This window comes from Companilactobacillus jidongensis (assembly GCF_003946575.1).
In the GTDB taxonomy this organism is placed as follows: domain Bacteria; phylum Bacillota; class Bacilli; order Lactobacillales; family Lactobacillaceae; genus Companilactobacillus; species Companilactobacillus jidongensis.
Map to the genome: position 1 here is coordinate 43605 of NZ_RHOP01000001.1, position 24629 is coordinate 68233.

Below are 24629 nucleotides of genomic sequence, written 5' to 3' on the forward strand. Positions count from 1 at the left end.
ATTCCCCATTAAAAATTAAAGTGCTAAGGCAGCTGTAAGAATTGATGTCTTGTAAACATCTTCCTCATTGCATCCACGTGATAAATCAGAGATTGGTTTGTTCAAGCCTTGTAAGATAGGTCCAATAGCTTCGAATCCACCAAATCTTTGAGCAATCTTGTAACCGATGTTACCTGATTGTAGATCTGGGAATACGAAGACATTAGCATGTCCAGCAACCTTTGAACCTGGAGCTTTTTGGGCACCAACACTAGGTACAAAAGCAGCATCAAATTGCATCTCACCATCAACTGGAAGATCAGCATCTAGGCCGTGAGCAAATTCTGTAGCTGTACGAACTTTATCCACTTCTTCACTCTTGGCACTACCCTTAGTTGAAAAGCTAAGCATAGCAACTTTTGGATCAATATCAAAGAGTTTTGCACTCTTAGCAGTTTGAACAGCAATTTCGGCTAGTCCTTGAGCATCTGGGTTGATATTAATGGCACAGTCAGCAAACATGTATCTTTCGTCACCCTTTTGCAAAATAAATGATCCACTGATTCTTGAATTGCCTGGAGCGGTTTTAACAATTTGAAGTGCTGGACGGACAGTATCACCAGTTGAATGTACTGAACCAGATACCATACCACTAGCCTTATCCATATAAACAAGCATTGTACCGAAGTAGTTATTGTCTTTCAACATTTTAACTGCTTGTTCTTTAGTATTCTTACCCTTACGACGTTCAACGAAAGCATCAACCATTTCATCAAATTCAGGATAAGTTTCTGGATCAATAACTTGGAGTGCATCAATATTTAAAGAATTATCACTGGCAACTTTTGCGATGTCATTTTTGTTTCCCAACAAAATTGGTTTGAGAATATTTTCTTTTTGCAAGCGAACTGCAGCACCTAAGATACGAGGTTCAGTACCTTCAGGTAGTACGATCGTTAAATCTTTCCCATCAATTTTATTCTTAAGACTTTCAAATAAATCCATTATTAGTTCTCCTCCATTTCATCGACAACTTCAGGTAATTGCCAATTGATTACCCTTTCATTATAGGATAAAAGCGCTTTATTTGTGCGAGAAAATGGTTTTGAACCAAAAAAACCTCGATAAGCAGACAATGGACTGGGATGTGGTGACGAAATAATTGTGTTTTTACTTTGATCTATTAACGGAATTTTGCCTTTAGCGGCACCGCCCCACAAAATAAAAACGACTTTACCACGATCTGACAAGGCTTTGATTGCATAATCTGTTAACTGCTCCCACCCCTTATCCTTATGTGAGTACGCCTGACCTCTTCTAACGGTCAAAACAGAATTAAGTAATAATACACCTTGATCAGCCCAAGACTTCAAATAGCCATGGTTTACTGGCGTACATCCAACATCATCTTGTAATTCTTTATAGATATTAACTAATGACGGTGGAATTCTCACACCTGGTGCCACTGCAAAACTACATCCAATAGCTTGATTAGGTTCGTGGTACGGATCTTGTCCTAAAATAACTACTTTTGTATCAGCAAAAGATGTCCAGATGAAAGCTTGGAAAATATTATACATATTTGGATAAATAGTTTGTGTATTATATTCTTTCTTCAAAAAACTATGAAGATTCTGATAATACGGTTTATCAAATTCTCCATTCAAAACATCTTGCCAATCATTTTTTATTAACGTTCTCAAATTTACACCTACTGTCCTTGTATATGTCTTCTTAAAATATGGTAACATTCAATTATAGAATAACGCATTCGGAGGAGCTTTATGATTAAATTAATTGCATCAGATATGGACGGAACTTTGTTAAACGAAAAAATGGAAGTATCCGAACGTAATATTCAAGCTATAAAAAGTGCTAAAGATAATGGCATTGAATTTTTAATTGCATCGGGCCGCGGCTTGAGTGAAGCCAAGCCTTTCTTAAAAGATCGCGTACATCCCGGCTATATCACCCTTAATGGAGCTGAAGTTTTTGATAGTGAAGAAAATATGGTCTCCAGTAATCCCATTTCTAAAAAATCAAAATTCAAAATTGTTGAATTGTTTCATAAATATGATGTATATTTCGAAGTTGTAACCAACAAAGGAATCTTTTCAGACAATAAAGAACTACGTATTTCTAGTTTAGCTGAACTACTTATGAGTTTGAATCCCGGAACAACCTACGAAAAAGCATACGCCGACACCTTGGAAAAAATCAAGTTGACTCCAATGACTTTTGTGGACAGTTACGATAAAATTTTCGATGACGACTCATATCAAATAATGAAATTACTCGCATTTGATTCTGATAATAAACGAGACGTAAAATTGGAACCACTAAAAGATGAGATTCACGATTTGCTGACAGATGTTGTTGTTACGGCATCTTCACCTAACAATATTGAGGTAAACAGTACAGATGCCCAAAAAGGTATTGCCCTGCTGAAATACGCTAAAACTAAAGGTATCAAACAATCTGAAATAATGGCTATTGGCGACAACTTGAATGATGCATCGATGATCCAAGAAGCAGGTGTCGGAGTTGCTATGGCTAACGCTATTCCAGAAATAAAAGATATGGCCGATGAATTCACCGACAACAACACTAATGATGGTGTTGCCCAAATTATCGAAAAGGTTATCACACAAAACGAGATGGAGGGTCAAGTGGAATGAAACTTTATATACGCAAAGCAGACTTAATGGTGGGAAATATTCTTGTAGTAACAAATCAGAATAAAGAAACTATTTTTATTGCTTCGCGTGATAAAGACAATCCTTTTTTGATTCAGCTATACAACCGCCTCAACACTAAAATTGGTGAGATAAAGCTCAAAAATAATTTTTTGAAAATTTATTCGATTGAAGTCAATGGTGAAGAAATTGCAACAATAAATGCTGTTCCAATGATAGATATGAAGTATGTATATTTATCTAAGATAAACTGGAATATAATTGGCAACATGGTCATTTCTAACTACCATGTAATGCAAGCTGGTAAAGAAATAATGACGGTTCAGCCTACAATAATGAGTCAAGGCCATCCCGGACTCGAGATAGATATTGATGATATGGACAATAGACCAATCGGTACAATGGTTGCTATCTTCTTAGATAAATACATCAAGGTACCAAATCTAAAGCCTGACAATGACGTCGACATTGGCTTCAAATCAAAACTATCATTTTTTAACTTCAAAAATAAATGCTAGACAAAAATAGTGCTCCTGACCAATTGTCAGAAGCACTATTTTTATTTATTTAATTCAAGTTGCATGTGATCGTACAAGTGATCACCAATATATAATTGACCCACTTTGTCAAATCCAACTTTGTCATAAAGATGTCTGGCAGGTTTATTGGTAACATCAACATTCAAACTCATGATTTTCTCACCACGTCCATGGATCAACTCAATCAATTCTTTGAGCGTCTTAGTTCCAATTCCTTTACCTTGCATATCTGGAGCAACCGCAAATGAATCAAGATACCATTCCCCTGGCCAAGCTTCCTTGTCAGTAAAAATACTGTCTTTTTTGATTCCATGCTCGTGCATGATTTTAACTAGCGGTGCATCGATTCCATCTTCTAATTCTTCAGGATAACCAACAGAGATAGCAGCTACCTTGCCGTCGATCTCATTAACCAAAATGTGATCTAATCCATAACGGTAATCGGGTAGTTCAAATCCTTCGCGAATGATTTGTGCCATCGTATCATTACCAAGTTCCTTAAAAATATCTAACTCCATTTCGTCAAATATTTGGAACAATGTCGGTAATATCTGATCGATGTCTCCCTCTTTTGCATATCTAAACATACTTTCACCTCAATAACATAATACATGAAAATAGATAAATTACCAAATTAGACAAAAAGATACCCAAAAATTGGATATCTTTTTATTTTTTATATGATTTTTAGCGTACTGCACTCTTCATTGCACGTTGAATTTCACGCTCTTGGTCACGTCGTTTGATAGTCTCACGCTTATCAAATTGGCGTTTACCTTGAGCTATTCCAATCAATACTTTGGCAAAACCATTTTTCAAGTATACTTTCAAAGGAATAACTGTAATTCCTTTTTCTTGAACAGTTGAAGCAATTTTTCTGATTTCTTTTTTGTGTAATAGTAATTTTCGATTACGCAATGGATCATGATTGAATTGATTTCCTTGATCATAAATAGCAATATTCACGTTCTCAAGCCACAATTCACCATTTCTAGGTTGAACGAATCCATCACGAATGTTGATTTTACTTGCTCGTACGGACTTTATTTCAGTACCAGTCAGAGAAATACCTGCCTCATATGTACTCAAAATATTGTAATCGTGACGAGCTTTACGGTTGTTAGCTACTTCGTTAGCAGCTTTTACGTGATGCTTCTTCATTTCTCATCACCGACTTTCGTATTTACCACGTCTCTTATTATTTCCGTTACTGCTATGACCGTGATTGTTATTGCCACGACTTTGACCACCGTTATTAGAGTGACCATTCGAATGATTGTTACCACCACTGTGACGACGATCACTTCTACTGTGACTGCCACGACGCTTAGCAAATTCTTCTTCGCGCTTCTTAGCTTGTTCAGCCTCTTCAGGTGTTAGAACTCTCTCAAAGTCGATTTGACGATGTTCAACGTCAGCACGGATAAGTTTTACTTGGATAGGTTGACCGACCTTAAAGGACTTACCAGTTCCACGTCCATGCATTGACATACTCTTCTCATCGTATTCGTAATAATCATCTTTCATATTAGAAATATGAATCAGGCCTTCAACGGTATTATCTAGTTGAATGAACATACCAAAGCTTGTAACTGAGCTGACAACGGCATCAAAAGTTTCACCGACTTGATCAGCCATATATTCAGTCTTCTTAAGATCATCAACTGCACGTTCAGCATCAATTGATTTTCTTTCACGACCAGAAGTATGCTCACCAATTTCTTTAAGTCTGCCACCCCACTTAGCTTGCTCATCATCAGTAAAGCCGTTCTCGTCATAACTGTGAATCATACGGTGAACAGTCAAATCAGGATAACGACGAATTGGTGAAGTAAAGTGCGTATAATACTTGGCAGCTAATCCAAAGTGACCTAACGGTTCGTCTGAATATCTAGCTTGTTGCATACTTCTCAATAACATGATCGTAACAACGGCTTCTTCAGGTGTACCAAGTACTTGTGCAAGTACTCCTTGGAACATCTTAGGACTGATATCTTTCAAATTGCCATGAACATCAATACCCATTGCTGCAACAAATTCAAAGAATTTCTTAACCTTTTCATCATCTGGCTTCTCATGGACACGATATAGGAATGGAACATGCTTCAAATTATAGTTCTTAGCAACTGTTTCGTTAGCAGCCAACATGAATGATTCGATCATTCGTTCAGAAGTACCACGGTCACGCAATTGAATATCAATTGGCTTACCATTTTCATCCACAATGATCTTAGCTTCTGTTTCTTCGAAGTCAATTGCTCCACGTTCATGACGCATCTTTAGTAGAATTTCGTGAAGTTCAGCCATATCTTGCAACATTGGTACTAGTGGCTTGTATTCTTCATTTAACTCTTCGTCACCCTCTAATATCTTATTAACATTGTTATATGTCATACGATATTTAGATTGAATAATACTAGGATAAATATCATACTTCTCAACTTGTCCAGCATGATTGATGACCATATCACATGTTAAGGCAAGTCTATCCTCACCAGGATTCAATGAACAAATACCATTTGACAATCTAAACGGAAGCATTGGAATAACACGGTCAACTAGATAAGTACTAGTTCCACGTTCATAAGCTTCCTTATCAAGTGCTGAACCTTCAGTTACATAGTGTGTAACATCAGCAATATGAACTTCAAGATGAAATTTACCATCAGCAAGTTTTTCAACGCCAACAGCATCATCAAAATCTTTTGAGTCATCCCCATCAATAGTGATAACCATATTGTCAGTCAAATCATGACGTCCCTCCCGATCACTTTCTAGAACATGATCGGGAATTTGTTCGGCCTCGTCTAGAACTTCCTTAGGAAATTCTGGATTAATATCGTTATCAACAACGATCGACATAATATCAACACCAGGGTCATTCTTGTTACCAATGACTTCTAGAGCTGTACCTTCCATGCTTTGTGGATGCTTGTCATTTGGATATTCATCAATCGATACTTGAACCATATCTCCCATTTGTGGATGTAGTCCCTTATCTGAGATGAAGACCATATATGAAGCCAACTTCTTTTCGTGACTCTTAACATAACCATAGTTGCCAGACTTCTCCACTTGAGCATCACTGTACGGATGAAACTCACCAACGATTTTTGACAACGAACGTTCAACAATCTTGATAATTTCACCCTCTGGTCCTTTATCGATCCAAGGATTAGATGGTTTAGTGATTTTAACTTCAACTGTATCTCCATTAACGGCGTGAAGTGTGTTGTCTCTTGCAACGAAGGCATCAGGTTCTACTTCGTCATATCTAACGAAACCAAATCCCTTGTCATTACCCTTAAATGTACCTTCAAGTACTTTGTCAGGTTGAGTCATCTTGAACTCTTCCTTGTTTGTGAGAGTGATCTTACCCTCACCTTCAAGAACTGCCAAAGCCTTCACAACACGTTTAAATGCTGAGGCTCCATTCATTCTCAAAGAATTTTCAATTTGTTCAGAATTAAATCTACGTTCTGGATTATTTCTGAAAAATTCTAGTATATCTGCAATTAATTTATCTTCTTTATCAGGCATTTCTTTCCTCAATGTTTTCTAAAAAGTTTAGCACATCGCCCTCTAATTCCTTATGAGCACGATTAATTGTTAAGACATGTCCTGCATCATATTGATGAAATTCCGCAGTCTTAACTATCTGAGCCACTTGCTTAGCGGCTTCAGGATCTATCATTTTATCTCTCGTACCTTGCCCTATAAAGTAGGGCTTATCTATTTCAGTTAATTTATTACCCACACCAGTGGTCGTATTTCTAATATCAAGCAGCATTGAATCAATTTTTGAATCGATCGTTCGCAGATTTTTATATTTTTCTATTTCTGAAACTTCACGAATTTCATAGGCCTTCTCAGCATAAGTCATGAAAGCATTTCTGACATTTTTGAAGTCCCTGGACAATACTGGCGAGCCAAATACTCCTCCAGCTTTGATCTCGGGAATTTCTTCAATTGCTTTAGTTGCAAAGATTGCCCCTAATGAAAGTCCAAATATATATATTTCATCCTTGTCATGATCCTTCAAAAAAACCACCGCATCATTGACTTGTTGCCACCACTTATCTGGTCCACCGAGATTCAAAATATCCATTGGCTCTGCTGTTCCGTGGCCCATAAACATCGGAGCATACGCTGAAAAATTATTACGTTCCAACATTCTGCCCATTAATCTCATATCATTAGATGTCCCTGAAAATGAATGCAACAATATTACCGCCTTTTTTCCTGAGTCAAAGAAAAAAGGTTTCGGTGTCAAAATTCTCAATAAAAAACACTCCTTATAACAAAAAACCTCCCAAGCAACTTTTAGTAGCTTCAGGAGGGTAACTTGCTTAGTGTGATGATAAATATACTAATACTATAGCAAACACAAAGAATAGCACTAGTAAAACATAGGTAACCTTTACCATGAAGGCTTCAAAACCACGTTTCTTCTGGTTGCTGAACAAGTCTCCACCGCCACCTGACAATGCATTCAATGCATCTTGTTGCTTTGTAGGTTGCATTAATACTGCAATAATTATCAAAATGGAAACAATAATTAATAAAGTTTCAATAACGTTATACACCCGTAAAACCTCCGTTCATGGTGTTAAAAAGCTGAAATCACTCCTAAAACAATAACACAAAATAAGTCAAAATTCTAGTCAATTTCATTAATCAAATGATTTATCTTGTCACGCATTTGCTTACGCTTGGCGGCATTAACCATCATGACTATTCGATCCCCGGCCTTGATAACCGTGTCACCCTTAGGAAGGATTTGAGTCTCTCCACGATAAATAGCAATGATCAAAACATCCTTGGGAAAAGGAATATCTCGAATATACTTACCATCGATCGTACTACCTTCAAAAATTGGAATCTCCAATCGATCATTGAACTTACTAACACGATTCAAATAATTTGTATCAACATTCAAACTTTCCTTCAATGATTCATAAATTGGAGCACCGTTTAACATATCAACCACTATGTACGCTACCAATGATAACACAGCTAATGGCATCAAGTGTCCCAGTGAACCGACCATTTCGGTAACCAAAATAATCGCAGTGAATGGTGCTTTACCGATGCAGGCAAAATACCCTGCCATTGAAAAAATAATCAAATCACTTTCAAATCCCGATGGAAGTAACCCCATACTGTGCATAAACACAGCATAAATTGCTCCAATAATAGCACCTAAGTTCAATATAGGAAGAAAAATCCCGCCCGGAAGTCCAGAACCATAAGAAATCATTGAGTAAATAAATCTCAACGCTAATAATCCTAGCAGGAACCACATACTCGATCCCCAACCATTCAGACTAGTAATGATACTATTACCACCACCAATAAACTTAGGAAACAACATTCCAATAGGAAGAATCAGAATGATAGGAACTAATCCCTGCAAATAACGTGGAATTCTTGTTTTATCATACCAAGATGGCATGGCTAACAAAACAATTTGATACAAACGTCCCATTAATCCCAACACAATACCTAATAATATCAAGTGCCAATATAAGCTTATCGGCAGACTCTGTTTATGAGTAATATTCAAAACTGGCGTCAATCCGAATACGTAGAGAGCTACAAAGTTTGCACTCACAGCACTTGCCAAAGACGTAACCCATACTAGTGGAGAAAAATTATGATAAATTTCTTCCAAAACAAACATTGCACCCGCAATCGGAGCATTGAAAGCTGCGGCCAATCCACCCGCGGCCCCACTAGCAATCAAAACTCGACGGAAAACACCGGTCTCTTTTGTAACTTCACTGAATCCTTGTCCAATAGCTGAACCTAATTGAATAGACGGTCCTTCACGACCAAGGAACAATCCTGGAGCAATACTTAAAACTCCTCCGACAAATTTGCGCCAAAGAATCGACCACCAATCCATTTCCATTTCTCCAGCTAATTGAGCCTCGACTTGAGGAATACCGGATCCTGAAATATTAGGTTCTTTTTTCAGAAACATAGCAACCAAAAATCCAATCACTAACAATAAAAATAATAATGCCAAAAAAATAATTATATTATTCCTTGCAGCAACATATGCCCCTTGAAATATCATTAGTAGATGGCCGATTGACCATCTAAAAGTACTAACGACAGCACCTGTAAGGGTCCCGACAACTATCCCTTCAAGTGTCAATTTTAATCTATCGTGGTCTGCAACGACTACTTTCATAAACTTCACCCCGTTACATATAAGTATACAACAGTTACTAAGATATAAAAAAAGCAGTCACTTAGACTGCTAAATTTCTGGAACATTGTAAATCGATGGTGATGGTTGATAAAAACCAGCTTCCAATAATTCAATATCAGTTAATACTTGTTCATCAGTAACTAGTTTAGGAGTGCCATTAACCAATGTATCATAGACAGAATCATAATACATACCATAATCCCCAACAGGTGTTTTTATCTGTTTCTTGATCCAATCGCCGTTAGAGTTTTGATATTTAGCAACGCCATAATACATTGGACTATCTTCTCCGAATCCGTCAGCACCAGGCATGATTCCAGCTTTAAGATCATTCTCTTGCTGATCAGCGCCATATTTAATAAACGAGCCCTTAGTTCCATGGACAATGAAACGAGGATATTCACTGGCAATATCATAACCAACTTTTACTTTAACTTTCATCTGTGTTTTATAATGCAGATCAACATCAAAATAATTGTCCACAGCATCTGCCACTTCAGTATTACGAATATCATAGACAACTTTATCAGGACGTCCGAACAATGCGACCATTCGGTCCATCAAATGAATTCCTAAACCATAGAAGTTTCCTTGTTCTTTTGTACCTTTAGCTACGACTTTCCCAGGACGATAATAATCGATATGTGATTCAACTTCGACAATATCACCTAAGAACCCCTGTTCAATGACTTGTTTAGCTGCTAAATAATCACCATCAAACCGGCGATTCTGATATGGCATTACTAAGACATGTTTATCTTTGCCTAATGCTAATAATTCTTTGGCATGGTCAACTGTATCAACAAATGGCTTCTCCACAATAACAGATTTTCCAGCATTTATAACTTGCTTAGCCAACTCATAATGCGTGCTGGCAGGAGTACAAATAATTACAAGATCAATCGCCTTATCTTGCAAAATTTCATCCATATCAGTTGTGAATTCAACACCCTTTTCCCGATATGGTTTGGCCAATTCTTCGTTCGGACCCTTACGAGTATATACTTTTTTCAATTCAAAGTTTTCACGAATATTTATATATGGTAAGTGATAACGATTAGCAGACTTACCAAAACCAATAAAAGCAATTTTCAATGACATTTCATTTCCTCCAATGATGTTGCTGTATCAATTAAACTTTAACAAAACCACAAAAAAAGACAACCCCGAAGGATTGTCTTGATTTCAAATATTAATTATTTGTTTAAGTTGTAGAAACTGTGGATACCTTTGTATTCAGCTTGGTCGCCAAGTTGATCTTCGATTCTCATCAATTGGTTGTACTTAGCAATACGATCTGTACGGCTCATTGAACCAGTCTTGATTTGACCTGCGTTTGTAGCAACAACAAGGTCAGCAATTGTTGTATCTTCTGTTTCACCTGAACGGTGTGATACAACAGCTGTGAATCCAGCTTCTTTAGCCATTTCGATAGCTTCGAATGTTTCTGTAAGTGTACCGATTTGGTTAAGCTTGATAAGGATTGAGTTTGATACTCCCATATCAATACCCTTCTTCAAGTAGTCTGTGTTTGTAACGAACAAGTCATCACCAACAAGTTGTACTTTCTTACCAAGAGCCTTTGTAACTTTTTGCCAATCTTCCCAGTTGTTTTCGTCAAGTGGGTCTTCGATTGTGATAACTGGGTACTTTTCAACGATTCCGTCAAGTAAGTCGATGAATTCGTCAGTTGTTAAGCTGGCACCATTTTCGCCTTCACCCTTAAGATCGTATTTACCAGTTTCTGTGTTGTAGAATTCTGATGAAGCACAGTCAAAACCAATAGCGATATCTTCGCCAGGTTTGTAACCAGCTTTTTCAATAGCTTCAACCAAAATCTTGAAAGGAGCTTCGTTGTTTTCAAGGTCAGGAGCAAATCCACCTTCATCACCAACAGCAGTGTTTAGGCCACGGTCTTTAAGCAATGATTTAAGTGCTTGGAAAGTTTCTGAACCCATACGTACAGCTTCGTGAACTGATTTTGCACCAACAGGTACGATCATGAATTCTTGGAAGTCAACGTTGTTATCAGCATGCTTACCACCATTGATAACGTTCATCATTGGTGTTGGAAGTACGTGAGCATTAGGACCACCAAGGTATTCGTACAATGGTAGACCAATTTCATCAGCAGCAGCACGAGCAGCGGCTAGTGAAACACCTAAGATAGCATTTGCACCAAGGTTACCCTTGTTTTCTGTACCATCAAGGTCGATCATAGCTTGGTCAATACCTCTTTGATCAGTAACGTCCATACCAACAATCTTCTTGGCAATCTTGTCGTTAACGTTAGCAACGGCTTTAAGAACACCCTTGCCACCAAAACGTGATTTGTCGCCATCACGTAATTCAACAGCTTCGTGTTCACCAGTTGAAGCACCTGATGGAACGATTCCACGGCCAAAGCCGCCTAATTCAGTATATAGTTCAACTTCAACAGTTGGGTTACCACGTGAATCAAGAACTTCACGACCTAAAATATCAGTAATTACAGACATATTTTAAAAATCTCCTTTATGATTTTAATACAGGTTAATTTTAACCTTTTTATTACCTAAAATAAATATTTTAACTAAGATTATATTATTTATTGAAGTTTGCTAATGCTAAGAATGATTCAGGGTCCATGCTGGCACCACCAACAAGTCCACCATCAATGTCTTCTTTAGACATTAATTCTTTAACATTTGCAGGTTTAACTGAACCACCGTAAAGAATACGTACTTTATCAGCAGTATCAGCATCGTACAAGCTAGCAACCTTTTCACGGATTACATGAACCATTTCTTGTGCTTGATCAGCAGTAGCAGTTTTACCGGTACCAATAGCCCAGATTGGTTCGTAAGCGATAACTGACTTAGCTAAGTCTTCAGCAGAAATACCTTTAACAGCATTTTCGATTTGACCAGTTACCCATGATTCAGCATCTCCGGCTTCACGTTGTTCCAATGTTTCACCACAGCAAATCATTGGTAGCATGTTGTTCTTAAGGATAGCATGTGCTTTTTTGTTGATATCTTCGTCAGTTTCACCGAAGTATTGACGTCTTTCTGAGTGACCAATGATTACATAATCAATGCCCATGTCTGAAAGTGCCTTTGGTGAAGTTTCACCAGTAAATGCACCGGCGTCTTCGAAGTAACAGTTTTCAGCAGCTGTCTTAAGTGGTTCGTCTTTCGAGAACCATGTAAGAGCGTTTAAGTCGATTGCAGGAGCACCAATAACAGCTTCTACGCCAGATTCTGGCAACTTACCTTTGATAGCTTCTAGAAATTCTTGGGTTTCTTGAGGATTTTTGTTCATCTTCCAGTTACCCGCAATAATAGGTGTACGCATAAATTTAACACTCCTTAAATTATTTATCAGAAATTGAATCGATACCAGGTAATACTTTACCTTCTAGATATTCTAGTGAAGCACCACCACCAGTTGAGATGTGTGTTAGCTTATCAGCAATACCAAGACTCTTAGCAGCAGCAGTTGAATCACCACCACCAACAATAGTAATAGCATCTGACAAGTTACCCATTGCACGTCCAACTTCTAATGTACCTTCAGCAAACTTGCTCATTTCGAATGCACCCATTGGTCCATTCCATACAACAGTCTTGGCACCCTTTAGAGTGTCTTGGAATAATTTAACTGATTTAGGTCCGATATCAAGAGCCATTTCGTCGTCAGGAATATCAACTCCATCAGTAGTTGTTGCGTCAGCATCATTTGAGAATTCTTTAGCAACGATATGATCTACAGGAAGAACAATCTTGTCGCCAGCTTTTTGAAGGAGGTCCTTAGCTAGTTCAACTTTGTCTTCTTCGAACAATGACTTACCAATCTTGTGGCCTTGAGCAGCTAAGAATGTGTATGCCATACCACCACCAATAATGATGTGGTCTGATTTTGGAATTAGGTTTTCAATAACACCGATCTTATCTGAAACCTTTGCACCACCAAGAATTGTTACAAATGGGTGTACAGGATTAGCAACAGCGTTACCTAAGAACTTGATTTCTTTTTCCATCAAGAATCCGGCAGCAACTGGTTTACCAGCAGCCTTCATAGCTGTTGAGATACCAACGTTTGAAGCATGGCTTCTGTGAGCTGTACCAAAGGCGTCGTTGATAAATACGTCACCAAGTGATGCCCAATATTCACCAAGTTTTGGATCATTCTTGCTTTCACGTTTACCGAAATCATTGTCGATATCTTGGAAACGAGTGTTTTCCATCAATAGAATGTCGCCATCTTTTAATTCATTGATAGCGTCTTCAAGTTCTTTACCTTCGTTAGTTGGTACGAACTTAACTGACATACCACTTAATTCTTGTAACTTTTCAGCAACTGGCTTCAATGACAAAGCTTTCTTGTCTTCATCACTCTTAATTCTACCCAAGTGAGATAACAAGATAACCTTTCCACCTTGTTCAGATACATATTTGATTGTTGGGATGGCACCAACGATACGGTTAGTATCGCCGACAACACCATCTTTAATAGGAACGTTGAAATCTACACGCATAAGAACTTTCTTGTCTTTTACGTCAACGTCAGAAACAATAAGTTTGGCCATTAATAAATCCTCCAGTGTTTTCCTTAAAAAAAAACGGAAGGAGTTATCCTCCCTCCGCCAATTTAAATCGCTAAATTAGGTTTTATCTTAACTTAGATACTAGGTTAAACTAATGAATTAGTTTAATGTAGCAAATTTTTCAAGTGTACGAACCATTTGTGCAGTAAATCCTGATTCGTTATCATACCATGCAACAGTCTTTACAACTTGGCCTGCACCTGAACCAACAACTTGTGTTTGTGTTGGGTCAAATACTGAACCAAATGATGTTCCGATGATGTCTGATGATACGATTTCGTCATCATTGTAACCGAATGAAGGGTTGTTTTCTGTATACTTCTTAACAGCAGCATTAACTTCGTCAACTGTAACTTCTTTGTCAAAAGTTGCAACTAATTCTGTAAGTGAACCTGTGATAACTGGTACACGTTGTGCATGTCCATCAAGCTTACCTTTAAGTTCAGGAACAACCAAACCAAGGGCCTTAGCAGCACCAGTTGAATGAGGGATGATGTTAGCAGCAGCAGCACGTGCAGCACGAACATTACCTTTACGTTCTGGACCATCTTGAAGCATTTGTGTAGCTGTGTATGCGTGAACTGTTGTCATTGTACCAGCTTTGATACCGAATTCTTTGTTTACGGCATTAGCTAATGGTGCAAGACAGTTTGTTGTACATGAACCAGCTGAAGCGATCTTAACGTCATTTGTAAGAACATCGTCGTTAACACCATAAACAACTGTAGGCATGTCACCTGATGGAGCTGAGATCAATACACGTTTTGCACCAGCATCGATATGAGCTTGTGCTTTTTCTGTTGATGTATAGAAACCAGTACATTCAAGAACGATTGAAACACCGTCATTCTTAACCCACTTAAGATCAGCCGCATTCTTTTCAGCGTAAACAGGGATTTCTTTACCATCAACGATGATTGAGTTCTCTGTAGCAGTGATTGAATTAGCCTTGAAGTTACCATGAGCTGTATCATACTTTAATAAGTGTGCAAGCATAGCAGGTGATGTCAAATCGTTAATAGCAACAATTTCCAAATCTGTGTCAATTGAAGCAATACGGCGGAAAGCCAAACGACCGATACGTCCAAATCCATTAATACCAACTTTTGTAGTCATACAAAAATTCCTCCTTCAGGAAAGTAAAAAATATATTTTTAAGGGTTATCCCTTAAAATCAGTTTTGAGGCACCTTCATCAGTAATAAGTACTGTATGCGCAGGTGCATTTTTCATATATGATTGAATCGCACTAGCCTTTTCAGAACCACCAGCAATCGCAATCACATATTTAATTCTATCAAGGTCCCGGACATGAAGTCCAATCCTAGGTACCTTATATACAAGTCTACCACTTCGATCGAAGAAATCACCAAAAGCTTCAGAAACTGCTTGTCCTTCAGTAATTATTTTTTTCTCATCTTGCGACAAGTTTCTACGATCTGCCATGATGTCTGCGGAGCCGATGCTATGAATTACTACATCACTCCTATATATTAAATCAAGAACCGACTTAATTGAAGTCTCTTTTTGAAGAGATTCGAAACTTTTTTCGCTAATATCTTCGGGAAGATACATAGCTCGATATTGGCCTTGAGTTTTCTCTGCCATTTCAGCACAGACACTGTTGGCCTGAATCACTACTGACTCACCTACACCACCTCTGGCGGGTAAAAAAATCAATTGACGATTCTTGGATAAATCCGGTGAAAGGTTCGTTGCCACTTTGGCAAGTGTTCGACCACCAGTTACTGATATTAATGCTTCTCCATTCGGAAGAATCGAACCTAACAGTTGATTAAGTCTTCTTCCAAACGAATCGATCACACGTGGTTGCTTATCAGAATTACCTGGCAAAACAATACAGCGTGCAATTCCTAACTTCCGGCTTAGCTGTTTCTCCAGAAGTGCGGTACCTTGATAATCAGCTAACATCTTCCCAAGCTGATCAGTTATGTGACTGCCATTTATGGTTAGTGACATTCCTGACTTGGAAGACGTAATCAATCCTTGCTTTCTAAGCATATCCGTCTCTGTCCGTAAACTCCGTTCAGTGACATTCAGGTCATCAGCAAGAACTCTACGCCCTACTGGCTCCATTAATGAAATACTCTGAAGAATCATAAATCGCTTTTCCACAGTTTTAATGAAGTCTGGGGCAATTAAATCTAGCAATTCTAAATCTTCATCATTAGTCATTTGATATACTCCGTGGGGCAAGATACGTCCCTGTATGTCTTAATACGACCCATATACTCAAAAAATAATAGCTCAGTCGAACCATTAATCTCCTAAGCACACTGATTATTATAACTGGTTCCCTGATTATTTCAAGTAATATCCCCCAAAAAACGTCATCTTTGTGAAATTTCTTTTTGTAATTTACTTTTGACATACAAATGAGATAAAATTAGAAATGTAAACGCGCCGTTAGTGTAATGGATCGCACGTAGGATTCCGGTTCCTGAAATACGGGTTCGACTCCCGTATGGCGCATGGTATATAAAGATTATCTCTTCTATCTGAGATAATCTTTTTTGTTATATTTATAATTATTCAAATGTAATATTATAAAGCCATCAACTAATAGGAAGTGTAAGATATGAGATCAAAAAAATCTTTATTATTTATGATACTGCTTTCGTTCCTGGCAATATTTACCACAGCTTGTTCATCTGGAAGTTCTAGTTCCTCATCAACCTCTTCCAAAAAATCAAGTACAACTAGTAGTTCATTTAAGAAGACTGATACTAATGATTCAAAAACAGATCCTTCTGCGTCAAGTGTAACTAGCTCCGTTAAATCAAAATTCAAGCAGCTTTCATATACTGACAAAAAAACAGGTGTAACTCTTCGTTATGCACTATATGTTCCTAAAAACTATAATAAGAAAACTGCGTATCCTCTACTAACATTCATCCCTGATGATTCAGTAACCGGTCAAAGTACTGCCACGGGAATCACTCAAGGTTATGGTGGTAGCATCTGGGCAACATCATCAGAACAAAAGAAGCATGCTAGTTTTGTTTTGATTCCAGTATTTGATTCTTCAACTGTATCTGGTGGCATGGGACAATTTGGTTCTTCTGTTGTAAAGAAAAATGTTAATACTTATCTTGACCTATTAAAATCAATCCAAGATAAATATAATATTAATTCTAGACGTCTATACGGTACCGGCCAATCAATGGGTGGTATGACCATGTTCTATATTAATTCAACACATCCAAATCTATTTGCTGCAACACTATATGTTTCATCACAATGGGAAGTCAGTCAATTATCTGCCCTCAAGAATCAAAAATTCTTCTATATTGCTGCTGGTGGTGATTCAAATGCTTCAACTGGTCAAAGTAATGTTAAGAGTATGTTGAAGAAAGCTAACAAGAAATACTCAGAAGTAACATTAGATGCTACTGATTCATCTGCAAAGAAAAACACTGCAGTTAATAAACTAATAAACGAAAAGACAAACGCCAACTTCATAACTTGGAAAGCTGGTACTGTTCTCGAAAATTCCGATCAAACGCAAGAACATATGGCATCATTTAATTACGGATACAACGTTCCAGCTGTTCGTGATTGGTTATTTAATCAATCTAAATAATTCAAAAATCCATCTCACTAATTGAGATGGATTTTTTTATATTGCTGCCTTTATTTTGTTGGAATATTCTGCCAGATCATCACCATTATTAAGTAATTCTACAACGGCGCTACCAATGATTATTCCATCAGCAATTTCTGCCAGCTTCTTAGCTTGTTGTGCTGAATGAATTCCGAATCCAATTGCGACTGGAACATCGGTATATTTTCTTATTTCTTCTATAGTAGTTGCCAATCTTTTGGAGAAGTCCTCACGCTGACCAGTTACACCCATGGAAGAAACCATATAAATGAATCCTTCAGCTTGCTTGGCAATTTTCCCAATCCGATCACCAGACGTTGGGGTGATCAATTGAATCAACGAAATATCATATTGCTTTGTATATTCTGCCAAATCACCTTGTTCTTCTAATGGCAAATCAGGAATTACTAATCCACTGATATTCAGTTCATGACATCTTTTACAGAATTTTTCATAGCCATACTTGAAAACAACATTAGTATAGGTAAGAAAAACCAAAGGTACATCGGTTGACTCTCTTATCTTTGTAACAATGTCAAAGATAATATTAGTATTTACTCCTGCATCAAATGCTCTTAAATCAGCCTTTTGAATTACAGGTCCATCAGCCACAGGATCAGAGAAAGGGATTCCTAATTCAATAATATCGGCTCCGTTATTAGCTAACGTTAAAACATTTTTTACTGTTGAATCAAAGTCTGGATCATCCGCAACTACGAATGGTATAAAGGCTTTTTTATTTTGGAATACTTTTTCTAATTTATTCATCGATATCTCTCCCTCTATACTTGGCAATTGATGCAACATCCTTGTCACCACGTCCCGATAAGGTACAAATAATGATTTGATTCTTAGACATGGTTGGAGCTAATTTTTGAACATATGCAACTGCATGACAGCTTTCAATTGCAGCAATAATCCCTTCGGTTTTGGCAATATATTCAAAAGCATCCACAGCTTCATCATCAGTGATTCCCACATATTTCGCACGTTTAGTAATTGCTAAATGCGCGTGTTCTGGTCCAACACCTGGATAATCAAGTCCAGCTGAAATTGAATATACTTTGTCAATTTGACCATCATCATTTTGTAAGAATAGTGACTTCATACCGTGAAAAATACCAGTAGATCCACGTTCAATCGTAGCAGCGGTTTGATCAGTATCAACACCTTTACCAGCAGCTTCACAACCAATTAACTCAACGCTTTCATCATCAATATATTGTGCAAAACTTCCAATAGCATTGCTTCCTCCACCGACACAGGCGACTACTGCATCCGGTAGACGACCTTCTTCGTCCAAAATCTGTTGTTTAGATTCTTTGCTAATAACACTCTGGAAGTCATGAACCATTTGTGGGAACGGATATGGTCCTACGGCTGATCCCATTACATAAAACGTATCATCGACTCTACGGGTCCATTCTTGTAGTGTGGCATTAACAGCATCTTTTAGTACCATGGATCCCGAAGTAACCGGATGAACCTTAGCACCTAATAATTCCATTCGATAGACATTAAGTTTTTGACGATCTGTGTCCATCTTTCCCATGTATATTTCACATTCCATTCCAAACAGTGCGGCAATAGTTGCAGTGGCAACACCGTGCTGGCCTGCTCCCGTTTCAGCAATCAAACGTGTCTTTCCCATTCGCTTCGCAATAAGTGCTTGACCAATAACATTATTGATTTTGTGAGCACCAGTGTGGTTTAAGTCTTCCCGCTTAAAATAAATTTTGGCACCACCAAGATCCTTGGTCATATTCTCGGCATAATACAACAATGACGGACGATTAGCATAATCACTGAGTAGTGTATGTAGTTCATTAAGAAAGTCTGGATCATCCTTGTATCTGTCATAGGCTTCTGACACTTCATTCAAAGCTGTCATTAGTGTTTCGGGGATAAATTGTCCCCCAAATTCACCATAGTAATGTGATTTTGAATTTGTCTTTTGCATTTCTTTCATATTAAACACTCCTTATAATTCATGAACTCTATTTACCATTTGTTTTATTTTTAATGGATCTTTTTTGTTATCAGTTTCAACACCACGTGAGACATCTATGATCTGTGGGTGCACTTGATCTATTGCTCCATCAACATTAGTCAGATCAATTGCCCCTGCCAAAATATCAGGTGTTGTCTGCAAGGTATCCCAATTCAAAGCTTGTCCGTCACCTTTGCCACTATCTATCATTAGATAATCAGCTTGAGTTCTTAAGACTTCTGACAATTGCGATTTGAAGACCTGAATAACTTTGACACCATGATTATGAAGAATCGTAATTGTTTCTTCAGATTCATTACCGTGTAACTGAATAATTGACACTGCACCACTATTAACGATTCGTAGCATTTCTGACATCGAAGCATCTACAAAGACGCCAATACTGGGAATTCTTTCATCAAGTTCTGCTCGTAATTTTAGTGCTTGATCCAAATTTACATGATGCCTTCCACCAGCAAAGATAAATCCAGCAAAATCTGCATGTGCTTGATTAACTGCTTTGATGTCAGAAATTGTCATCAATCCACAAATTTTTATTTTTGTCATACGCTACACTTCTTTGAATTTTTTAATTAGTTCTGCCTTATCAGTTGATCTCATGAAAGTTTCACCTATCAGTGCTTCATTGACATTGGCATCTTTTAACAACCTAATGTCATTTGTATTCTTAATTCCACTTTCAGCAATAAACGGAATATTCTTTGGTACTAATGATCGCAAATTTAAACTATTATTCAGGTCAACTGTGAAATCTTTGAGGTCTCGGTTATTAGCTCCGATAATTTTAGCTCCAGCGGCTAATGCAATCTTCAGTTCTGCAGTCGTGTGAACCTCTACTATTGCTGCCAGATCCAATTCATCAGCTAGTTGTTGATAGCTCTCTAATTGTTCAGGAGTCAAAATAGCTACTATTAATAGAATTATGCCAGCGCCAGCAAACTTAGCTTGATAAATCATATAAGGATCGACTACGAAGTCTTTTCTGAGTACTGATACATCAACTTTGTCAGAAATTTTTTCTAGATATTCTAACTTACCTTGAAAGTAATCCGGTTCTGTTAATACTGATATAGCATCCACGCCAGCTTGTTGATAATCTTGTGCAATTTGTAAATATGGAAATTCTTCAACGATCATCCCTTTAGATGGAGATGTCTTTTTGACTTCACCAATGAACCCTAACTCTGGTTCTAAAAACTTGTTTATTACTCGTTCAATATTTCCAGAACCCTTTTCTTGTTTAATTCTTTTTTGTGTTGCAGCAACCAAGTCGTCTAGTATCATGCGACCAATCCTACCTTAGTTAGTGAAATAAAGCGTTCAAGCTGTTGGTGCGCAGCTCCATTATCAATAACTTTTCTGGCCATTTTGATACCCTCAGCAATGCTGATATCTGGTCTAGCAGTATGAATTGCAACAGCGGAATTTAGTAAGACAACATCACGCTTAGCATTCTTCTCACCGTTCAAAATATCTCTGGTTATTTGTGCATTTTCTTCAGGTGTGCCCCCAATAACATCTAACTTATTGCAACGTTTGATTCCAAATTCTTCGGGGGTGATTTCATATTTTTTAACTTCCCCATCAACTACTTCGGCAATTGTTGTTGGTGCTGAAGCTGACACTTCATCGAAGCCATCTTGACCATGAACAACCGTGGCATTCTTGACACCTAGCTGATTAAGTACCTTAGCCATCGGTTCAACCAGTTCCTCATCATAAACTCCCAGTAATTGAGAAGTAGCATGAGCTGGATTGGCCAACGGGCCTAAGATATTAAACAAGGTTCTGATCCCTAACTCTTTACGAACAGGAGCAACATACTTCATGGCTTTGTGATATTCCTGTGCGAACAAGAAACAAATTCCAATTTCATTCAATACTGCTTCACTCTGCTTAGGGTCGATATTGATATGTATTCCTAATGCCTCAAGTACATCAGCTGCTCCACTCTTGGAACTAGCAGCACGATTTCCGTGTTTGGCAACCGGAATGCCTGTTGCTGAGACGACCAACGCTGAAGTCGTTGAAATATTAAATGAATTAGAATGATCGCCACCAGTTCCAACAATTTCCAGAACAGGTTCATCAGCTTTGAATTCCAACGCATGAGCCCTCATAGCATCGGCTGCTCCAGCTATTTCTTCAACTGTTTCTTTTTTAACTGATAATGCCGTTAAGAAGCTGGAGATTTGAACTGCGGTTGTCTTTCCACTCATAATTTCATCGATTACCTGATTCGTTTCTTCAAAAGTTAAATCCGTTCCGTTAACTAGTTTTTTTATGGCTACTTCAATTTTTGTATTTTCTTGCATGATGATTCCTCCAATTTAATTTTTAGCGTCTAAATCAAATTGGTGAAACCATCGCTTTCCGGGATTTTGTATCATAATGGTTGCTCCTTTTAAATTCTTGATACAAAAAAATCCGTCCATAAGCTTATACAGTTTAAGGACGGATTTTCCGCGGTGCCACCTTACTTCAATAGACTATGAGTGTATATGAAACACAATACACTTCAAGTCCATTACTCTTAGTGAAGGGCAAACACCCTCCCGACAACTTACGTATGCCTGACGTTTCTCTGTACTAATCTGATTTTAATAATCAAATATTCGAGAGAACCCTCGATGGTCCATTTAACTACTTGCGTTTGGTTGCACTCTCATCACCGGCAACTCTCTGTACATGCACAATAGTCTTGATCTCCATCTCATCGGTTTATGGACGAATTTGTTTTGTTGTTATGAGAATAAGAGTATTCACTCTCATTGTCAATAGTTTTTTAAATATTTTTCTAATTTGATTAATTTAATTTAATAAAATTTTTGATTATTTGTTGACCAATTTCTTTGTCGGTCATGATAGATTCAGGGTGGAATTGTACACCGTAGACCTTATTGTCTTCGTCCGCAATTGCCATGATCTCATGATTGGAAGTTTGAGCTGTGATGTTCAGTTTATCAGGGAGATCAGTAACTATCAGTGAATGATATCTGGCACCTGTGAATGAATGTGGACAACCTTCAAAAATCTTTCCACCATGTACTAACTGAATATTAGATGATTTACCATGCATCAGAACAGGCGCATGCACTACTTTTCCACCGTATACTTCAGCGATCGCTTGATGGCCCAAACAAACACCGAGAATTGGTACACGACCAATGAAATATTTTAGTTGGTCCAGCATATGTCCCGCATCTTCAGGACGACCAGGGCCAGGTGAAAAAATCAATTTGCTGGGATTTCGGAATGCCAATTCTTCAACGGTTAATTCATCATTTTTAATCACGATAATTGGTTCATCCGTCAATTCACCTACCAATTGGTACAGGTTGTAAGTGAAGCTGTCATAATTATCAATCAAATAAATCATTCTCTCACCTCTGCAGTTTTTTTTAAGGCATCAATAACAGAACTTGCTTTGTTATTAAATTCTTGAAATTCATTTTTTGCGATACTATCTGCCACAATACCAGCACCAGAATGAACAACTAAATCGTCGTTTTGTCGATACGCTAAGCGAATTCCGATGCAAAAATCTAAATCACCTGAAAAATCAATATATCCAATGCAGCCACCGTAAATTCCCCGTTTTCGCTGTTCTAATTGACTAATTATTTTCATAGCACTAATTTTGGGCGCGCCTGAAAGTGTTCCCGCAGGCATTAGTGATTCCACAATATCAATTGCCGATGACTTGTCGTCAACTAGGCTCTCAACCGTTGATCCCATATGCATAACATTACTGAACTTCAATAACTCCCTAACACGAGTAACCTTTACACTTCCAAATTGACTTATTTTACCAAGATCATTGCGACCAAGGTCAATCAGCATATTGTGCTCCGCTAATTCTTTGGGACTAGTCGTCAGTTCATTAGCAAGTTTTTTATCTTCTGCAATCGTCTTGCCACGTCTTCTCGTGCCTGCTAATGGATAAGTATACAAACTGCGATTTTGCTTAGTTATTAGGGTTTCAGGTGAAGCACCGATAGATTCAAAATTATCGTGCTTAAAATAAAACTGATATGGTGTAGGACTGCTAGAAAACAATTCTTTTGCAACAGTGAACAAACTACCACGAATTTTACCATGCCGAGGATTCGAAAGAATCAATTGAAAAATATCACCATCCGTAATATGTCGCTTAGTTTTGGCGACCTTGTCTTCAAATTCTTTAAGTGAAAACTGCAATTTCAAAGGACTAGTGATTTCAAAGTTAGACCTGACAGATACAGTTAAATTACTTAACAGCACACTCTTCAAGTCTTGAAGTTTAGTAATTGTTTGTTCATAAACCGAATCAAGCTTGGAAGTCGGAACTATGCAAGACAAAGTTACTGTTTTGGTTTGGTGATTAAAGGAAATTACTTGTTTGACCAACAATAAATCGACATCATTCAAATTATATGGGTCTGAAATATTCTGTGGCAAAGTCGGATTAGCAAATCGAGCATAATCATAACCCAAGTAACCTGATAGTCCTCCGACAAATGGCGGTAATTCTGGTATTTTAGGTATTCTATTATCTGATAAGATTTTTTCTATTACCGGTTTTAAATCTGTTTTAGTTTTGCTATTATTCAAAAATCCATCTTTATAAACAATTGCTTGTTCCGGATCAATACCAATAAAACTATAACCATCCTCTTCAGACTTGGGTCGTCCAGTAAATAAAAAACAGGCAGTTTGGTTCTTCTTCAAAAATTGCATTAATTCCAAAGGATCAAAGTTCACATCCTGATAGCTGATGGTCACTGGTGACATTGGATAATTCTTACTTAACCTTTTTAATTCTTCTAAATTCATATTTTCTCCCCCAAACAAAAAATCCGCCCATAAACTTATACAGTTTAAGGACGGATTTTCCGCGGTGCCACCTTATTTTAATAGACCAATAGTGTATGCAAAATAACACTCACTACCAGTCCACTACTCTTAGCGAAGGGCAAACACCCTCCCGACA

The 24629-nt window shown here is 37.7% G+C and carries 24 protein-coding genes and 1 tRNA gene; 4 read left to right on the forward strand and 21 right to left on the reverse strand.

Annotated elements, in window-relative coordinates; genetic code table 11:
- Positions 1-15 precede the first annotated feature (15 nt).
- Together pta and EKM68_RS00185 are read right to left on the reverse strand one after the other, a co-directional pair.
- On the reverse strand, positions 16-984 hold the full coding sequence (gene pta / locus EKM68_RS00180) for a phosphate acetyltransferase (RefSeq protein ID WP_125587654.1): 969 nt from the start codon (positions 982-984) through the stop codon (positions 16-18).
- 2 nt (positions 985-986) lie between these two features.
- Positions 987-1682 carry a uracil-DNA glycosylase gene (locus EKM68_RS00185; RefSeq protein ID WP_125587655.1) on the reverse strand — a complete coding sequence of 232 codons (696 nt, stop codon included), beginning with the start codon at positions 1680-1682 and terminating at the stop codon, positions 987-989.
- A gap of 81 nt (positions 1683-1763) precedes the next feature.
- On the opposite strand from EKM68_RS00185, the gene EKM68_RS00190 reads away from it, so the two are divergent.
- Positions 1764-2657, forward strand: a complete 894-nt coding sequence (locus tag EKM68_RS00190; protein ID WP_125587656.1) for a Cof-type HAD-IIB family hydrolase — start codon at positions 1764-1766, stop codon at positions 2655-2657.
- Positions 2654-3193 (forward strand): LURP-one-related/scramblase family protein, encoded by a 540-nt coding sequence (locus EKM68_RS00195; protein ID WP_125587657.1) that lies wholly within the window; start codon positions 2654-2656, stop codon positions 3191-3193. The genes EKM68_RS00190 and EKM68_RS00195 overlap by 4 nt, the downstream gene beginning before the upstream one ends.
- Before the next feature lie 41 nt (positions 3194-3234).
- Here the strand turns inward: EKM68_RS00195 and EKM68_RS00200 are convergent, their stop codons facing one another.
- The 12 genes from EKM68_RS00200 to EKM68_RS00255 all read right to left on the reverse strand — a co-directional run bounded on the left by EKM68_RS00200 (position 3235) and on the right by EKM68_RS00255 (position 16217).
- Positions 3235-3801, reverse strand: coding sequence for a GNAT family N-acetyltransferase (locus EKM68_RS00200; protein ID WP_125587658.1), 567 nt, complete (start codon positions 3799-3801; stop codon positions 3235-3237).
- 100 nt (positions 3802-3901) lie between these two features.
- Positions 3902-4375, reverse strand: a complete 474-nt coding sequence (gene smpB / locus EKM68_RS00205) for an SsrA-binding protein SmpB (protein WP_025025234.1) — start codon at positions 4373-4375, stop codon at positions 3902-3904.
- Between the two features lie 6 nt (positions 4376-4381).
- Positions 4382-6754, reverse strand: a complete 2373-nt coding sequence (gene rnr, locus EKM68_RS00210) for a ribonuclease R (protein WP_125587659.1) — start codon at positions 6752-6754, stop codon at positions 4382-4384.
- Entirely contained in the window at positions 6747-7496 is a 750-nt protein-coding gene (locus tag EKM68_RS00215) for an alpha/beta hydrolase (RefSeq protein ID WP_125587660.1), read from the reverse strand. The genes rnr and EKM68_RS00215 overlap by 8 nt, the downstream gene beginning before the upstream one ends.
- A 67-nt stretch (positions 7497-7563) precedes the next feature.
- Positions 7564-7800: a preprotein translocase subunit SecG gene (gene secG, locus EKM68_RS00220; protein ID WP_125587661.1), complete on the reverse strand. Its 237-nt coding sequence runs from the start codon at positions 7798-7800 to the stop codon at positions 7564-7566.
- Between the two features lie 74 nt (positions 7801-7874).
- Positions 7875-9413 carry a ClC family H(+)/Cl(-) exchange transporter gene (locus EKM68_RS00225; RefSeq protein WP_125587662.1) on the reverse strand — a complete coding sequence of 513 codons (1539 nt, stop codon included), beginning with the start codon at positions 9411-9413 and terminating at the stop codon, positions 7875-7877.
- A gap of 69 nt (positions 9414-9482) precedes the next feature.
- Positions 9483-10535, reverse strand: a complete 1053-nt coding sequence (locus EKM68_RS00230) for an oxidoreductase (protein ID WP_125587663.1) — start codon at positions 10533-10535, stop codon at positions 9483-9485.
- A 95-nt stretch (positions 10536-10630) separates the two neighbouring features.
- Positions 10631-11932, reverse strand: coding sequence for a phosphopyruvate hydratase (eno, locus tag EKM68_RS00235; protein ID WP_125587664.1), 1302 nt, complete (start codon positions 11930-11932; stop codon positions 10631-10633).
- An 85-nt stretch (positions 11933-12017) separates the two neighbouring features.
- Positions 12018-12770, reverse strand: coding sequence for a triose-phosphate isomerase (tpiA, locus tag EKM68_RS00240; RefSeq protein ID WP_125587665.1), 753 nt, complete (start codon positions 12768-12770; stop codon positions 12018-12020).
- 19 nt (positions 12771-12789) lie between these two features.
- The gene (locus EKM68_RS00245; RefSeq protein WP_125587666.1) at positions 12790-14004 is read right to left on the reverse strand and encodes a phosphoglycerate kinase; all 1215 of its coding nucleotides are present in this window, start codon (positions 14002-14004) and stop codon (positions 12790-12792) included.
- Positions 14005-14121: 117 nt separating this feature from the next.
- A complete protein-coding gene (gap, locus tag EKM68_RS00250) occupies positions 14122-15138 on the reverse strand; it encodes a type I glyceraldehyde-3-phosphate dehydrogenase (RefSeq protein ID WP_125587667.1) in 1017 nt (338 codons plus the stop codon).
- 38 nt (positions 15139-15176) lie between these two features.
- Entirely contained in the window at positions 15177-16217 is a 1041-nt protein-coding gene (locus tag EKM68_RS00255; RefSeq protein ID WP_125587668.1) for a sugar-binding transcriptional regulator, read from the reverse strand.
- A gap of 225 nt (positions 16218-16442) precedes the next feature.
- Here EKM68_RS00255 and EKM68_RS00260 point away from each other — a divergent pair.
- Together EKM68_RS00260 and EKM68_RS00265 are read left to right on the forward strand one after the other, a co-directional pair.
- Positions 16443-16514, forward strand: a tRNA-Arg gene (locus EKM68_RS00260).
- A gap of 106 nt (positions 16515-16620) precedes the next feature.
- Positions 16621-17625: a carboxylesterase family protein gene (locus EKM68_RS00265; RefSeq protein WP_125587669.1), complete on the forward strand. Its 1005-nt coding sequence runs from the start codon at positions 16621-16623 to the stop codon at positions 17623-17625.
- Positions 17626-17661: 36 nt separating this feature from the next.
- On the opposite strand, the gene trpA is transcribed toward EKM68_RS00265, so the two are convergent.
- The 7 genes from trpA to EKM68_RS00300 all read right to left on the reverse strand — a co-directional run bounded on the left by trpA (position 17662) and on the right by EKM68_RS00300 (position 24472).
- Positions 17662-18414 carry a tryptophan synthase subunit alpha gene (gene trpA, locus EKM68_RS00270; RefSeq protein WP_125587670.1) on the reverse strand — a complete coding sequence of 251 codons (753 nt, stop codon included), beginning with the start codon at positions 18412-18414 and terminating at the stop codon, positions 17662-17664.
- Entirely contained in the window at positions 18407-19615 is a 1209-nt protein-coding gene (gene trpB / locus EKM68_RS00275; RefSeq protein ID WP_125587671.1) for a tryptophan synthase subunit beta, read from the reverse strand. The genes trpA and trpB overlap by 8 nt, the downstream gene beginning before the upstream one ends.
- A 12-nt stretch (positions 19616-19627) precedes the next feature.
- Positions 19628-20203 carry a phosphoribosylanthranilate isomerase gene (locus tag EKM68_RS00280; protein WP_125587672.1) on the reverse strand — a complete coding sequence of 192 codons (576 nt, stop codon included), beginning with the start codon at positions 20201-20203 and terminating at the stop codon, positions 19628-19630.
- A 3-nt stretch (positions 20204-20206) separates the two neighbouring features.
- Positions 20207-20941 carry an indole-3-glycerol phosphate synthase TrpC gene (gene trpC, locus EKM68_RS00285; RefSeq protein ID WP_125587673.1) on the reverse strand — a complete coding sequence of 245 codons (735 nt, stop codon included), beginning with the start codon at positions 20939-20941 and terminating at the stop codon, positions 20207-20209.
- Entirely contained in the window at positions 20938-21972 is a 1035-nt protein-coding gene (gene trpD, locus EKM68_RS00290; protein WP_125587674.1) for an anthranilate phosphoribosyltransferase, read from the reverse strand. Before trpD ends, trpC begins: the two co-directional genes overlap by 4 nt.
- Positions 21973-22463: 491 nt before the next feature.
- A complete protein-coding gene (locus EKM68_RS00295) occupies positions 22464-23036 on the reverse strand; it encodes an anthranilate synthase component II (protein WP_125587675.1) in 573 nt (190 codons plus the stop codon).
- Positions 23033-24472: an anthranilate synthase component I family protein gene (locus EKM68_RS00300; RefSeq protein WP_125587676.1), complete on the reverse strand. Its 1440-nt coding sequence runs from the start codon at positions 24470-24472 to the stop codon at positions 23033-23035. The genes EKM68_RS00295 and EKM68_RS00300 overlap by 4 nt, the downstream gene beginning before the upstream one ends.
- Positions 24473-24629: the final 157 nt, after the last annotated feature.